Raw genomic sequence first — 13,306 nt, 5'->3', positions numbered from 1 at the left:
AGCGAATGTGCCATGACCGTTGACGCCGCAACTCTCGAAGCCAGTCTCGCCGCCGCGATCGTCGCGCGAGCGCCGGAGTTGCCGCCCGCGATCCGAAACCTCGCCTGCGAGCATATGGCCGATTTCGTCGGCGTGGCTGCGGCCGGCCTGCGCTCCGAGACCTTTCTGCGCCTTTCGCATGTGCTTGCGCCGCGGCCGTCGGCTGCGCCCGGGCACGCCAGAATCTGGGGCGGAGCGGGCTTTCTGCTGGCGCGGGATGCTGCGCTGCTCAACGCGGTCGCAGGCCATATCGATGATTTCGACGATGACGAGGCCGAGCTGTCGCTGTCGCATCCGACCGTCACGGTGCTGACTGCGGCGGCGGCCGCGGCCGAGCTCACTCCCGTTTCCGGTGCCCGGCTCGTCGAGGCCTATGTCGCGGGCGTCGAGTTGATCATGCGACTCGGACCATTGCTCAACCCTTCGCACTACACGCGCGGCTTTCATGCGACCGCGACGCTGGGTGCGCTCGGCGCCGCCGCGGCCGCCGGCCTCGTCTTCGGCCTCGATACCGACCGCATGCGGCACGCGCTCGGAATTGCTGCCTCGCTCGCCGGCGGCTTGCGCAGCAATTTCGGCAGCGACACGAAATCGCTCCAGGCTGGCAATGCCGCGCGGAGCGGTGTCATGGCGGCAGAACTGGCCCGCGGCGGTTTCTCGTCGACGCCCGGGAGTCTGTTCGGCCCGATGGGTTTTGTGAACGTGTTCGGCAGCCAGGGCCTGCAGATGGGAGCCGCAGATTTCGGCCGTCCCTGGCTGCTTGATGCTCCCGGCGTGACGATCAAGGCCTATCCCTGCTGCACCTGTGCTCACACCGCGCTCGATTCGCTCTTCGCCCTGATGTCGGAGCGGAAGCTTGATCCGGCCACGATCCGCTCCATCGAAGTCGATGTCGACGAGGCGGCGCCAAGCATCCTGATCCATGACGGCGCGAGGACCGCGCTGGAGGGCAAGTTCAGCATGCCCTATTGCCTCGCCGTCGGGCTGCTGCGCGGCCGGCTCGGCCTTGCTGAATTCGACGACGCGCTCGCCGCCGACGATCGCGTGCGCGCGCTGATGGCGCGTATCGCGATGAAGCCCGACCCCAGCCTGCCGAAAGCCGGCGGCGGCATCTCGCTGGCGAGCCGTTTGCGGATCACCTTCGAAGATAGTTCAGTCGTCGAACGGTATACCGAGCAGCCGAGCGGCAGTCGCCGGCATCGGCTCAGCCGGGAGCGGCTTCGCGAAAAATTCGTCGCCAACGCAGGCGGCGTGCTCGGGGCCGCAACCATCCCGACCTTCGACACTCTGCTCGGCGCCGACGCGGTTGCTGAGGCCGCGCGATGCTTCGATGCGCTCTGCGCGCCGCAGCGGGCCGCTTAATTCAGGAGACGAACATGGACGTTTCGCAGCTCATCACGGATCCCTATTGGTGGGACGCCGCGCCTCCCGAGGATGCCCGGGATCCGCTTCCGGCCAAAGCTGACGTGGTTGTCGTCGGTAGCGGCTATAGCGGGCTGTCGGCCGCGGCCGAGCTTGCGAGAAACGGCGCCGATACGGTGGTGCTCGACGCCGAAGCGCTCGGCGCCGGCGCAAGCACGCGCAGCGGGGGCATGGTGTCCAGCGGCCAGAAGATGGTGATGACGGGGGCCGTGCGCGGCAAGGCGCGTGAGCGCGTGTCCGATCTGCTGGCCGATTCCGTCGCCTCCTTCGAGCACATCGAGAACCTGATTGCGCAGGAAAAGCTCGACGCGGGCTATCACAAGAGCGGCCGCTACTTCGCCGCCTACGTGCCGAAGCATTTCGATCGCCTGCGCCGGCAGGGCGAGCTGCTGCACGAGATGACCGGCGTGACCGTGCACACCATCCCCCGTAGCGAGCAGCAGCGCATCACCGCGACCGAGTTCTATCACGGCGGCATCGTGGTCGACGACTATGGCGGGCTGCATCCCGGACTCTATGCGCGCTCGTTGCGCGACCTCGCTCGCCGCTGCGGCGCCCGCCTGTTCTCGCACGCGCCGGTCAAGGCGATCGAGCGCGAGGAGGGCGGTTTCCGCGTCGTCACCGGGCGGGGCGAAGTGCGCGCGCGCGAGGTGGTAGTGGCGACCAACGGCTATACCGGCCAGGCGACGCCGCGGCTGCGCAAGCGGGTCATTCCGGTCTACAGCTATCAGATCGCGACCGAGCCGCTGCTGCCGGAGCTCATGAACGCGATCAATCCCGGCCGGCGCATGATCTCCGATAGCCAGCGCGAGCTCTACTACACGCGGCCTTCGCCTGACGGCACGCGTATCCTGTTCGGCAGCCGTCCGAGCTTCGTCGATGTCGACGAGCGCACGGCGGCGGCCACACTCGCCGCCCGGCTCGAGGAAGTCTGGCCGCAGCTCTCCAAGTTCCGGATCACGCATTCCTGGCGCGGCAAGGTCGCGATGACCTTCGACAAGGTCGCGCATATGGGGACCGACGAAGGCGTTCATTTCGCGATGGGCTGCAACGGCAACGGCGTCGCGCTCATGACCTATCTCGGCCATCAGACCGCGCTCAAGATTCTCGGCAAGGCCAACAGGCGTGTTGCGTTCGACGCGCCTGAGTTTCCGACCGAGTTCTACTATGGCGGCCGCCCGTGGTTCCTGCCGATCGTCAGCGCCTGGTATCACCTGCGCGACGGCATCGACCGGCGCTTCTCCTGATCGGAGCAGTGACGAAGCTAGACGTGGATGGCGTGGCCGAGGGCCTTGAATGCGGCTTCCTGGATGGCTTCGCCGAGCGTGGGATGTGCGTGGATCGTGCCGGCGATGTCCTGCAAGACCGCGCCCATCTCGATCGCGAGGCCAAACGCGGCGGACAGCTCCGAGACGCCCTGTCCAACGGCCTGGATACCGAGGACGCGCTGACTGTCGGCCCTTGCGACGACGCGCACGAAGCCGGGCTCGCCATGGCGCGTCATCGCGCGGCCATTGGCTGCAAAGGGAAATTGCCCAAGCTTGATGTCGATGCCGGCCTGGCGAGCCTCTTCCGGTGACAAGCCCGCGGAGACGATCTCGGGGTCGGTGAAGCAAATCGCCGGGATGCACTGCTTGTCCCATGCGCGCGGCATGCCGGCGGCGATTTCCGCCACCATCTCGCCCTGCGCCATGGCGCGATGGGCCAGCATCGGCTCGCCCGTGACATCGCCGATCGCATAGATGCCGCGCATCGAGGTCTCGCAATGCTGACCGATGCGGATGAAGCGACCGTCCATGTCGAGCACGAGTTGCTCCAGCCCCAACGTGGCGGTGACAGGCGCGCGCCCGACCGTGACGAGTATCTTGTCAGCCTGCAGGCTGCGCTCCCGGCCGTCGGCCGTCTCGACGCGCAATCCGTCGCCTTGGGCGGTCGGGCCGAGCGCCCGCGCGCCGGTCAGCACCTTGACGCCGAGCGCGGCGAGGCGTCTCGTGATCGGCGCGGTCAATTCGGCATCGTAGAGCGGCAGGATGTTGTCCTGCGCCTCGACCACCGAGACCTTGCTCCCAAGCTTGGCGAAAGTGGTCCCGAGTTCGAGCCCGATATAGCCGCCGCCGACGACGACAAGGGATTTTGGCACTTCTGAGAGCGAGAGAGCGCCGGTCGAGGAGATGACCCTGCCGCCGAACGGCAGGGACGGCAACTCCACGGGCGCCGAGCCGGTCGCGATCACGACCGTCTCGGCCTTGATCGTCTTGGGGCCGGTCTCGGTCTCGACAACGATCATCTTGCCGTCGCGGAAGCGTGCATGGCCCTGCACGATCTTGACCTTGGCCTTGCGGAGCAGCGCGGCGACGCCGTTGTTCAGCCGCTGGACGATACCGTCCTTCCAGGCGATCGCCTGCTTGAAGTCCAGCGCGGGCTCTGCCGCCGTCAGGCCGAACGGCGTCTTGCCGTGTGCCGCCTCGGTCAGCTTTTCGAATTCCTCGGCAACGTGGATCATCGCTTTTGAGGGAATGCAGCCGACGTTCAGGCAGCTTCCGCCCAGCTTGCCGCGTTCGACGAGAACGGTGTCGAGGCCGAGCTGGCCGGCGCGGACCGCGCACACATAACCGCCGGGGCCGCCCCCGATAACGACAAGCTGACAGGTGATCTCGGTCATTGCTTCTTCCGTCTCAGGGGTCGACGAAGATCGTCGCCGGGTTCTCCAGCAGCTCCTTGAGCCTTTGCACGAAGACGGCGGCGTCCCAGCCGTCGATGACGCGGTGATCGAAGCTGGAGGAGAGGTTCATCATCTTGCAGGGCACGAACTGCGTGCCGTCCCAAACCGGACGCACCGCGATCTTGTTGACGCCGACGATGGCGACCTCGGGGTGGTTGATCACCGGCGTGGTCGCAAGACCGCCAAGCGCGCCGAGCGAGGTAATGGTGATCGTCGATCCGGTCAGTTCCTCGCGCGTCGCGGTGCCTTCGCGGGCGCGCTGCGCGAGACGGTTCAGCTCGATGCTGCAGTCCCGAAGGTCACGCGCCTCCACATGCTTCACCACGGGCACGACGAGGCCCGACGGGGTCTGGGTCGCGATGCCGATATGGATGCCGGCATGCTGATGCACGATGCCGGCCTCGTCGTCATAGAGCGCGTTGAGCGCGGGCTGCTCGGCAAGCGCCTTGGCCATGGCGCGCATCAGGAACGGCAGCAGCGTCAGCTTGGGCTGTTCCGGCACCGGCTTTTTGTTCAGCGTCGCGCGCAGCTCCTCCAGCGGGGAGACGTTCACCTCTTCGATGATGGTGATGTGTGGAATGCGCGACTTCGACAGCGCCATCTTCTCGGCAATGCGGCGGCGCAAGCCCACCACCTTGACGTCGGTGACGGCAGTCTTTGGGCTCATGCCGCGACCATGGAGCGGTGCCGGTCCGCGGGAGAGGAAGGCGTCGATGTCCTCATGGGTGATGCGCCCGGCGGGGCCGGTGCCGTGGACCTGGCGCAGGTCGATGCCGGCTTCGCGCGCCTTGAGGCGTATGGCGGGCGAGGCCAGCGGCTTCTCGCCCGGCGCGCGGCGGACCGCAGATGTGGTCGCGGGCGGAACCTCGATCGCCGCTGGGTGAACGCGGGCAGGGGGCGCCGGTCGAGCATCCGGGGCTTCGGCTTTCACCAAGGCCGGTGGCGCCGCGACGTCTTTCGTCGGCGCTTTGTTTGCCGGCTCCGAGGCGTCATCGCCGGCCACCTTGAGCTTCACCAGCGTCGAGCCGATCGCGACTGCTTCACCGATCTGTGCGCCGATCCAGCTGACCTCGCCCGCGAGCGGCGTGGGAATTTCGACCGAAGCCTTGTCGGTCATCACGGTGGCAAGCAAATCGTCCTCGCGAACGAGATCGCCCACCTTGACGTGCCATTCGACCAGTTCGGCTTCGGCGATGCCTTCGCCGATATCCGGAAGCTTGACGCTGCGCTCGCCCATCAGCGTGCCTCCACGATATCGCGCAGCGCCTGCCCAAGCCGGGCGGGGCCGGGGAAATAGTCCCATTCCTGCGCATGCGGGTAGGGCGTGTCCCAGCCGGTGACGCGCATCACCGGCGCTTCGAGATGATAGAAGCAGTGCTCCTGCACCAGCGCCGTCAGTTCCGCGCCGAAGCCGGAGGTCAGGGTGGCTTCGTGCAGCACGATGCAGCGTCCGGTCTTGGCGACGGAAGCCACGATCGTCTCGAGATCGAGCGGAAGCAGGGTGCGCAGGTCGATCACCTCGGCATCGACGCCCGTCTCCTCGACTGCCGCCAGGGCAACGTGAACCATGGTGCCGTAGGCGAGGATGGTGACAGCCTCGCCGGCGCGTCGCGTCACCGCCTTGCCGAGCGGTGTGGTGTAGTGTCCTTCCGGCACTTCGGAGAGCTCATGCTTGGCCCATGCGGTGACCGGGCGATCGTGATGACCATCGAACGGGCCGTTGTAGAGCCGCTTCGGCTCCAGGAAGATGACGGGATCCGGATCCTCGATGGCCGCGATCAGGAGACCCTTCGCATCATAGGGATTGGACGGCACGACCGTCTTCAGTCCAGCGACATGCGTGAACAGCGCCTCCGGGCTCTGGCTGTGGGTCTGCCCGCCGAAAATGCCACCGCCGGTCGGCATGCGGATGACCAGCGGACAGGTGAAGTCGCCGGCCGATCGATAACGCAGGCGCGCTGCTTCCGAGACGATCTGGTCGTAAGCCGGATACATGTAGTCGGCGAACTGAAGCTCGACGCAGGGGCGCAAGCCATAAGCGGCCATGCCGATCGCGGTGCCGACGATGCCGCATTCGCTGATCGGCGCATCGAAACAGCGCGAGACGCCGTACTTCTGCTGCAGGCCCTGCGTGCAGCGGAACACGCCGCCGAAGAAGCCGACGTCCTCGCCATAGACCACGACGTCGTCGTTGCGAGCCATCGAGACGTCGAGCGCCGAACGGATTGCCTCGATCATCGTCATGCGCGGCATCGCATCAAACTCCGATCTGCTGGCGCTGCCGACGCAGATGCGGCGGTAGCTCGGCATAGACATCCTCGAAGATATCGCGCGCCGAGGGCTTGCCGCCGGAATGCAGGGTGCCGAAGGCCTCGGCTTCCTTCTGCGCGGCGATGACGGTGGCAAGAATCTCGGCCTCGGTCTGCTTGTGGCGCTCTTCCGACCAGGCGCCGGCTGCGATGAGATGCTGCTTGAGCCGGATCACGGGATCGCCCAGCGGCCACTCCTCGGATTCGTGCTTCGGCCGGTAGGCGGAAGGATCATCCGACGTCGAATGTGCGCCGGCGCGGTAAGTGACGTATTCGATCAGTGTTGGCCCGAGGTTGAGCCGCGCCCGCTCGATCGCCCATTTTGCGACGGCATAGGTCGCGAGATAGTCGTTGCCGTCAACCCTGAGCGCGGGGATGCCGAAGCCGAGGCCGCGCGCCGCGAAGGTGCCTGAGCCGCCACGCGCGATGCCCTGGAAGGTCGAGATGGCCCACTGGTTGTTGACCACGTTGAGGACGACCGGCGCCTTGTAGGTCGAGGCGAAGACAAGCGCCGCATGGAAATCCGACTCCGCCGTCGAGCCGTCGCCGATCCAGGCGGCGGCAATGCGGTTGTCGCGCTTGATCGCCGACGCCATGGCCCAGCCGACCGCCTGCACGAACTGCGTGGCGAGGTTGCCCGAAATCGAAAAGAATCCGTGTTTTTTCGAAGAGTACATCACGGGCAATTGCCGGCCCTTTAGCGGATCATGCTCATTGGAATAAATCTGACACATCATGTCGACGAGCGGATAGTCGTGTGCGATCAGCAGCCCGGCCTGGCGGTAAGTCGGGAAGTTCATGTCGTCAGGACCAAGCGCGATGCGGAACGCGCAGCTCACGGCTTCCTCGCCGGTGTGCTGCATGTAGAAGGACGTCTTGCCCTGACGTTGCGCCATCTGCATGCGGGCGTCGAACGTGCGCAGGGTCATCATGTGGCGCAGGCCGGCGACCAGCTCGTCCTGGGAGAGGTCCGGCACCCACGGCCCGATTGCCCGGCCCTCGTGATTGAGCACGCGGATGATCGAGTAGGCGAGATCACGAATCTCCTCAGGGAGCACGTCGACCGGCGGACGCCGGACCGAGCCTGCCTTCGGAATCGAGACGCCGGAGAAATCCGGCTTGCCTCCCGGTCGGCTTGCGGGCTCAGGAACGTGAAAATGAAGGGGTGTGGGGCTGGTCATGGCAGCATCCGCTCGTTTGCAGGTCCTGGAGAGACAGGCCGATCGGGGTCCTCGTACGCGAGCTCCACGACTTGAAGGTCCGTGATCGCGGGATGGCGCGACAACCGTTCCGTGAGGTCTGTGCAATCGGCCGACGGCTGGACTTCAAGAACCATCCGTATCGTTCGGTTCCCATCGGATCGCGTCGTCATCGCGACCTGGTCGAGGCCAAAGCCGAAACGCGCCGCGTCGAGCACAAGCCGGACGATCCCGTCAAAGGGGTCGGGCGAGGTAGCCATCACGCTGACGCGCCGGGGCTGCTGAGGTTGCATGTCAGTTCTCTCGCGACACATGATAATCTCCTGTTTCAAGAAAATTTCCCAAAATTCAGACAGACGTGCCAAAATTGCGGAATGTTTTCCCGCTAAAGCACGAAATGACAGAAAGATTTACCGATGCCCCCCAAGCGCAGCTCTGTCGAGGAGCTTGATCAACTGGATCGCCGGATTCTCTCGGCGCTTTGCGAGGACGGCCGGCTTACGACGAGTGCGCTGGCGGAGCAGGTCGGGCTCTCGAGCTCGCCGTGCTGGACCAGGGTGAAGCGTCTGGAGGAAAACGGCGCGATCGAGAAATATGTCGCGGTGCTCAATCATGCCCATCTCGGCTACAACAACATCGCCTTCGTCGAGATCACGCTGGACAAGCATGACGAGAAGGTGCTCGAGCGCTTCGGCGCTGCCCTGTCGCGCATTCCGGAGGTGATGGAAGCCTATCTGGTGACCGGCGAATACGATTATCTCATCAAGGTCGTGGTGCGGGACACCGATCACTACGAGCGCTTCCTGCGACAGGCCTTGTACAGGATCCCGGGCATCCGGCAGTCCCGAACGACGTTCGGCCTGCGCACCCTGAAGCGCCAGATCTCGATCGATCCTGCCAAGGCCGGTCAGCCCTGACATTCGGTTTGACGCCTGCCCGAGGCGAAGAATCACCGCTATGAAAGCGCGAAATCAAACAATGGCCGGGATATCCGTCCATCACCTCCGTCGAGACAGGAGTATTCCGATGACGAAAGCTGAGATCCGATTTCCGGTCGACGGCCGAATCCGAAAGATGTTCGTCGACGGCGCCTGGGTGGAAGCCCGCTCGGGCAAGGTCTTCGAGACGCGCAATCCCGCGACCGGCGAAGTCATCGGTCGTGTCCCGCAGGGCGAGGCGGCCGACATCAACGATGCGGTCGCCGCGGCCCGCCGCGCTTTCGTCGGACCGTGGAGCCGTTTCAAGCCGTTCGAGCGGCAGGCGCTGCTGCTGCGTATCGCCGACCTGTTCGAGAAGCACTGGGAGGAGATCAGCCAGTCCGATACGGCGGACATGGGAATGCCGATCGTCCGGACGCGGGCGAACAAGCTCCGCGTGATCGGCATGCTGCGATACTACGCCGGCATGGCGACCGCTCTGCACGGGCAGACGGTGGACAATTCGCTTCCGGGCGACATCGTCTCGTTCACACGGAAGGAGCCCATCGGCGTGGTTGGCGCCATCATTCCGTGGAATGCGCCGACGGCCGCATCGGTCTGGAAGATTGGACCCGCGCTCGCGACCGGCTGCACGATCGTGCTCAAGCCGTCGGAAGAGGCGCCGCTGACGCCGCTGCTGATCGCGGATCTGATGAACGAGGCTGGCGTGCCGCCCGGCGTCGTCAACGTGGTGACCGGAACGGGGCCGGAGGCCGGCGCGCCGCTGGCCGAACATCCCGGCGTCGACAAGATCGTCTTCACCGGGTCCACCGCGACCGGCCAGGCGATTATTCGCGCGTCGGCCGGCAACCTCAAGCGGGTGTCCCTCGAGCTTGGCGGAAAGTCACCGGTCATCGTCTGTGCCGATGCCGACCTCGACAAGGCCGTGCCGATCGCCGCGATGGCCGCTTTCGCCAATTCGGGCCAGATCTGCATCGCCGGCTCGCGCCTGTTCGTGGAGCGAAAGATCCATGATGAATTGGTCGAGCGGCTCGGGAAGTTCGCTTCCGCCCTGAAGATCGGCGATGGCGCGGATCCGGCGACGGAGATCGGGCCTCTCGTTTCCGAGCGACAGCTCGACAAGGTCGAGGGCTTCCTGCAAAGCGGGCGCGACGAAGGCGCGAAGGTGGTGGCCGGCGGCCGGCGCGCGAAGGAGGGCAGTCTTGCCAAGGGCAACTTCGTCGAGCCGACCGTGTTCGCCGGCGTCTCCGACGACATGCAGATCGCCCGCGACGAGATCTTCGGCCCGGTCATTTCCGCTTTGCCGTTCGACACCCTCGACGAGGCCGTGGATAGAGCCAATGCGACGCCGTACGGGCTCGCGGCAGGTGTCTTCACGCGCGACGTGAGTAAGGCGCACGTGATCTCGCGCAGCTTGCGCGCAGGATCGGTGTGGGTGAATACCTATCACGCAATCGATCCCGCAATGCCGTTCGGCGGCTACAAGATGAGCGGGTATGGCCGCGAGGGCGGCACCGAGCACCTCGACGAATACCTGCAAACGAAAGGTGTGTGGATCAAGCTGGACTGATTTTGGGACGACTGCGGCTAGGGGATTCGTTCGATATGCGCGCGGATCGCCTGTCGCTCGGCATCGATCCAGCCATGCTCGCGGGCCTTGGCCACCATCACGGCGTAGCCCTGGTCCCAGCTTGCATCGTCGGGGCGGCCCGGCAGGGTCGGGACCAGATCGATCGAGACGAGCGCATCGCGATCGTCGAGAAGCGTGATGCCGTTCCAGCTCTGCGTGTCCGTGCGGACATTGGCGCGCAGCACCAGCTTGAATTTTCGGAAGTCGAATGGCTCGTTCAGACGAACGGCACCGCCGTCCAGGCATTCGATGATCACGACGCGGCTCCCTCTCGCGCTTACGGCCTGATGGCTGATGATAGCAGGATCGCCACCAGGGGTGCGGCTAGGCTTGCGGCAGCGCGCGCAGTGCGCCCTGGAAATTGACGAGGGGATCGCCGTTGCCGCCGCGGGTGGCCACGATCCTGCCGATGAAGAGGCCGTGCGTGCCGACCACCTGGTGATGATGCAGCACGCATTCCAGGGCGCCGATCGCCGGTTCGAGCAGCGGCACGTCGAGAATGCCTTGCTCCCACGGCGCCGTGGCGAAGCGATCGATGCCCTTGGCGCCGCCGGCGAAACGCAGTGCCAGATCCTCCTGCCCGCTGCCGAGGAGACTGATCCCGAAGCGGCCGTTGGCGAGGATGGCGGCATGCGTCTCGGAGCTTGAATTGACGCCGACGAGAAGGCAGGGCGGGTCCATGCACAGCGAGGTGACGGAGCTGACCGTCAGCCCGCGCCGTGTGGTTTCCGTTCCCGTCGCCACGATTGCGACGCCGCTCGCGAGGTTGCGCATGGCCAGCCGGAATTCGGCGGCTTCGACCGAGCGGACATCGGTCATTTGAGACATCTGGCATCCCATGACGTGCCTCCGAACCTCGCTCTTCGCCCCGGTGCGCCTATGCCGAGACCGCTTCGCTTGCGACCTTGCCGCGGCCGGATTTCAGTTCTTTCCGGATCGCGGGGATGATCCTGCTGCCCCACAGTTCGATCTGGCGCAGCATCGTGCGCTGATCGAAATCACCGAGCTGGGTCTGAAGCGCGATGTGGGTCGGCTTGAGGATGCTGATCTCTTCCAGCATGCGATCGATCACTTGGTTGACGCTGCCGACAGGCAGGTTGCTCCGCATCGTCTCCAGGCTCATGTCGTTCGGTCCGGCTTCCTCCTTGATCAGATAGCCGTCGTCGCTCTGGGCGCGCCGGAACTTCAGGCTTTCGGAGAGCCGGCGCTGGAAGCGCGCATTGTCGAGATACGACTGGATTTCGCTGTCATTGTCGCTGGCATAGGCACAGCGCAGGAAGCCGAAATGCGTATCGTCGATGGAGCGGCCTTCCTTCGCTGCGATCCCCTCGAGACGTTCGCGCAAGGCCTTGATTGCGTCGAGGCCGTTCAGGAGCGCGGTGACGAACAGGTTGTGATTGTCGCGAATGGCGCGGCCGAGCGTCTCGCCATGGCCGGACGTGACCCAGATCGGTGGCATCGGTTTCTGCACCGTGCGCACGGCGATGGCGGTCGGCGGCATCTTCAGATGCTCACCGGAATAGGAGAAGATCCGCTGCTGCATGCCGGCCTGAAGCACGTCGTAGAATTCGGCAAATAGCGCATGCGAATGGTCGAGGTCCACGCCGAAGCGGTCGAACTCGAACTTCTGGTAGCCCGAGCCGATGCCGAGATCGAGGCGCCCGTTCGAGACCGTATCGGCAAAGCCGATTTCGCCGAGCAGCCGCGCCGGGTGATACAGCGGCAGCACGCAGACGGCGGAGCCGAGGCGGATGCGCTTGGTGAGGCCCGCGCAATGGGCGACCATCATCAGCGGCGAAGGGCAGAGGCTGTAATTGTTGAAATGGTGCTCGGCGTACCACGCCGTATCGAAGCCGGCGTGCTCGGCGGCGACCGTCTGCTCGACGGCGTTGTTGATCACCTGCTGCGAGCTCTGATGATAGCCGCGCTGCTGCGCCAGAATGAATACGCCGAATTCCATCGATTGCTTCCTCCGCTGATCGTGGTCGCGCTCGCGATCCACGCGGTCGCATTTGCGATCCGCCGGTCGCTCTTGCGACGCGTTCTCATGACGTTAGGGCCTTGAGCTTTTTCGAACAATTGACGTAATCTGAGCATGTCCTTTGCAGAATATGAAAAGATCGATGAACCGCCTCCAGGCCATGGAATTGTTCGTCAGCGCCGTCCGCGAGGGCAGCTTTTCGGCGGCGGGGCGCCGCGTCGGGCTCTCGCCGGCGTCGGTGTCGCGCTATATCGGCGAGCTCGAGGCGCAGCTCGGCGTGCAGCTTCTGAACCGCAGCACGCGCCATCTCGGATTGACCGATGCCGGCAAGATCTTCTTCCAGCGCACCGAGCAGGTGCTGCACGGGATCGAGGATGCCGAGGCCGCAGCGCTCGCGCTGCAGACCGCGCCGCGCGGAACGCTACGGGTGCACTCGCGGACACTATTCGGCATCAAGGTGCTGTCGCCGCTGATCCCGGGCTTTCAGAAGCTCTATCCGGAATTGAAGGTGGAGCTGCGCCTGTCCGAGCGGCGTCCCCAGCTTCGCGAAGATGAATTCGACGTCGACTTCCAGATCCAGGCGGCGAAAGATCCGGCCCTCATGCAGCGAAGGCTGCTGAGAAGCGAGCGGATTCTCGTGGCTGCACCGGACTATGTCGCCCGGATGCCGAAATTGCGCGAGCCGGAGGACATCACCCGCCACAATTGCCTGACCTACTGGATGGGTCCGGACGACGTGGTCTGGAAGTTCATGCACAGGAACAGGCTGCGTGAGATCGTCGTGCCGTCGTCCTTCAGCAGCAACAACGGGGTGGTGCTTTGCGATCTCGCCGCCGGTGGGCACGGCATCGCCCTGCTGGATGATTACACTGTGGCAGAGGAGCTGAAGCGTGGACGCTTGATACGTCTGCTGCCGGGCTTCCGGGTGACGAATTCCACCTTCGACGAGGGCATGTATGCGACGTTTCTCCAGAGCAGCTACTTGCCGGAGAAGATCAGGGTGTTCGTGGACTACATGGCGGAAAACGTGCCGAAACAGGTCAAGAGATCGGCGCGGTAGTGGAGA

General features: G+C 65.0%; 13 protein-coding genes. 5 read left to right on the top strand and 8 right to left on the bottom strand.

Annotation, left to right across the window (positions count from 1 at the left end; all coding sequences use genetic code 11):
- The first annotated feature begins 12 nt into the window (after nt 1-12).
- Both JQ635_RS11900 and JQ635_RS11895 read left to right on the top strand, forming a co-directional pair.
- The gene (locus JQ635_RS11900; RefSeq protein ID WP_211410046.1) at nt 13-1,401 is read left to right on the top strand and encodes an MmgE/PrpD family protein; all 1,389 of its coding nucleotides are present in this window, start codon (nt 13-15) and stop codon (nt 1,399-1,401) included.
- A 14-nt stretch (nt 1,402-1,415) separates the two neighbouring features.
- Nucleotides 1,416-2,708, top strand: a complete 1,293-nt coding sequence (locus tag JQ635_RS11895) for an NAD(P)/FAD-dependent oxidoreductase (RefSeq protein ID WP_211410045.1) — start codon at nt 1,416-1,418, stop codon at nt 2,706-2,708.
- A gap of 17 nt (nt 2,709-2,725) precedes the next feature.
- Here JQ635_RS11895 and lpdA read toward each other — a convergent pair whose 3' ends face one another.
- From lpdA to JQ635_RS11870, 5 genes are read right to left on the bottom strand one after another with little or no spacing between them, the layout of a single operon-like run.
- Entirely contained in the window at nt 2,726-4,123 is a 1,398-nt protein-coding gene (lpdA, locus tag JQ635_RS11890) for a dihydrolipoyl dehydrogenase (protein WP_211410044.1), read from the bottom strand.
- Nucleotides 4,124-4,136: 13 nt separating this feature from the next.
- Entirely contained in the window at nt 4,137-5,420 is a 1,284-nt protein-coding gene (locus JQ635_RS11885) for a dihydrolipoamide acetyltransferase family protein (protein WP_211410043.1), read from the bottom strand.
- Nucleotides 5,420-6,436 (bottom strand): alpha-ketoacid dehydrogenase subunit beta, encoded by a 1,017-nt coding sequence (locus tag JQ635_RS11880; protein ID WP_211410042.1) that lies wholly within the window; start codon nt 6,434-6,436, stop codon nt 5,420-5,422. The genes JQ635_RS11885 and JQ635_RS11880 overlap by 1 nt, the downstream gene beginning before the upstream one ends.
- A 4-nt stretch (nt 6,437-6,440) precedes the next feature.
- The gene (locus tag JQ635_RS11875; protein ID WP_018642593.1) at nt 6,441-7,673 is read right to left on the bottom strand and encodes a 3-methyl-2-oxobutanoate dehydrogenase (2-methylpropanoyl-transferring) subunit alpha; all 1,233 of its coding nucleotides are present in this window, start codon (nt 7,671-7,673) and stop codon (nt 6,441-6,443) included.
- Nucleotides 7,670-7,984, bottom strand: coding sequence for a hypothetical protein (locus tag JQ635_RS11870; protein ID WP_211410041.1), 315 nt, complete (start codon nt 7,982-7,984; stop codon nt 7,670-7,672). Before JQ635_RS11870 ends, JQ635_RS11875 begins: the two co-directional genes overlap by 4 nt.
- Before the next feature lie 123 nt (nt 7,985-8,107).
- Between JQ635_RS11870 and JQ635_RS11865 the strand changes: the two genes are divergently transcribed.
- Together JQ635_RS11865 and JQ635_RS11860 are read left to right on the top strand one after the other, a co-directional pair.
- A complete protein-coding gene (locus JQ635_RS11865; RefSeq protein ID WP_211410040.1) occupies nt 8,108-8,608 on the top strand; it encodes an Lrp/AsnC family transcriptional regulator in 501 nt (166 codons plus the stop codon).
- A 109-nt stretch (nt 8,609-8,717) separates the two neighbouring features.
- Nucleotides 8,718-10,199: an aldehyde dehydrogenase family protein gene (locus JQ635_RS11860; protein ID WP_211410039.1), complete on the top strand. Its 1,482-nt coding sequence runs from the start codon at nt 8,718-8,720 to the stop codon at nt 10,197-10,199.
- 17 nt (nt 10,200-10,216) lie between these two features.
- Here JQ635_RS11860 and JQ635_RS11855 read toward each other — a convergent pair whose 3' ends face one another.
- The 3 genes from JQ635_RS11855 to JQ635_RS11845 form a co-directional block, all read right to left on the bottom strand.
- Nucleotides 10,217-10,516 (bottom strand): hypothetical protein, encoded by a 300-nt coding sequence (locus JQ635_RS11855; protein WP_211410038.1) that lies wholly within the window; start codon nt 10,514-10,516, stop codon nt 10,217-10,219.
- A gap of 67 nt (nt 10,517-10,583) precedes the next feature.
- Nucleotides 10,584-11,087, bottom strand: a complete 504-nt coding sequence (locus JQ635_RS11850; RefSeq protein ID WP_246583464.1) for a flavin reductase family protein — start codon at nt 11,085-11,087, stop codon at nt 10,584-10,586.
- 49 nt (nt 11,088-11,136) lie between these two features.
- Complete coding sequence (locus JQ635_RS11845; RefSeq protein WP_211410037.1) at nt 11,137-12,219, bottom strand: LLM class flavin-dependent oxidoreductase; 1,083 nt, start codon at nt 12,217-12,219, stop codon at nt 11,137-11,139.
- Between the two features lie 163 nt (nt 12,220-12,382).
- On the opposite strand from JQ635_RS11845, the gene JQ635_RS11840 reads away from it, so the two are divergent.
- Nucleotides 12,383-13,300 (top strand): LysR family transcriptional regulator, encoded by a 918-nt coding sequence (locus JQ635_RS11840; RefSeq protein ID WP_211410036.1) that lies wholly within the window; start codon nt 12,383-12,385, stop codon nt 13,298-13,300.
- The last annotated feature ends 6 nt before the right edge of the window (nt 13,301-13,306 follow it).

The organism is Bradyrhizobium iriomotense (assembly GCF_018130765.1).
Taxonomy (GTDB): Bacteria; Pseudomonadota; Alphaproteobacteria; order Rhizobiales; family Xanthobacteraceae; genus Bradyrhizobium; species Bradyrhizobium iriomotense_A.
Note: the sequence above shows the minus strand (reverse complement) of the source record. Positions and strands in the feature narration are given on the sequence as shown.

Excerpts from the sequence above, each read along its gene's own strand:
- JQ635_RS11900 (WP_211410046.1), top strand. The coding sequence starts at position 13 with ATGACCGTTGACGCCGCAACTCTCGAAGCCAGTCTCGCCGCCGCGATC.
- JQ635_RS11895 (WP_211410045.1), top strand. The coding sequence starts at position 1,416 with ATGGACGTTTCGCAGCTCATCACGGATCCCTATTGGTGGGACGCCGCG.
- lpdA (WP_211410044.1), bottom strand. The coding sequence starts at position 4,123 with ATGACCGAGATCACCTGTCAGCTTGTCGTTATCGGGGGCGGCCCCGGC.
- JQ635_RS11885 (WP_211410043.1), bottom strand. The coding sequence starts at position 5,420 with ATGGGCGAGCGCAGCGTCAAGCTTCCGGATATCGGCGAAGGCATCGCC.
- JQ635_RS11880 (WP_211410042.1), bottom strand. The coding sequence starts at position 6,436 with ATGCCGCGCATGACGATGATCGAGGCAATCCGTTCGGCGCTCGACGTC.
- JQ635_RS11875 (WP_018642593.1), bottom strand. The coding sequence starts at position 7,673 with ATGACCAGCCCCACACCCCTTCATTTTCACGTTCCTGAGCCCGCAAGC.
- JQ635_RS11870 (WP_211410041.1), bottom strand. The coding sequence starts at position 7,984 with ATGCAACCTCAGCAGCCCCGGCGCGTCAGCGTGATGGCTACCTCGCCC.
- JQ635_RS11865 (WP_211410040.1), top strand. The coding sequence starts at position 8,108 with ATGCCCCCCAAGCGCAGCTCTGTCGAGGAGCTTGATCAACTGGATCGC.
- JQ635_RS11860 (WP_211410039.1), top strand. The coding sequence starts at position 8,718 with ATGACGAAAGCTGAGATCCGATTTCCGGTCGACGGCCGAATCCGAAAG.
- JQ635_RS11850 (WP_246583464.1), bottom strand. The coding sequence starts at position 11,087 with ATGTCTCAAATGACCGATGTCCGCTCGGTCGAAGCCGCCGAATTCCGG.
- JQ635_RS11845 (WP_211410037.1), bottom strand. The coding sequence starts at position 12,219 with ATGGAATTCGGCGTATTCATTCTGGCGCAGCAGCGCGGCTATCATCAG.
- JQ635_RS11840 (WP_211410036.1), top strand. The coding sequence starts at position 12,383 with ATGAACCGCCTCCAGGCCATGGAATTGTTCGTCAGCGCCGTCCGCGAG.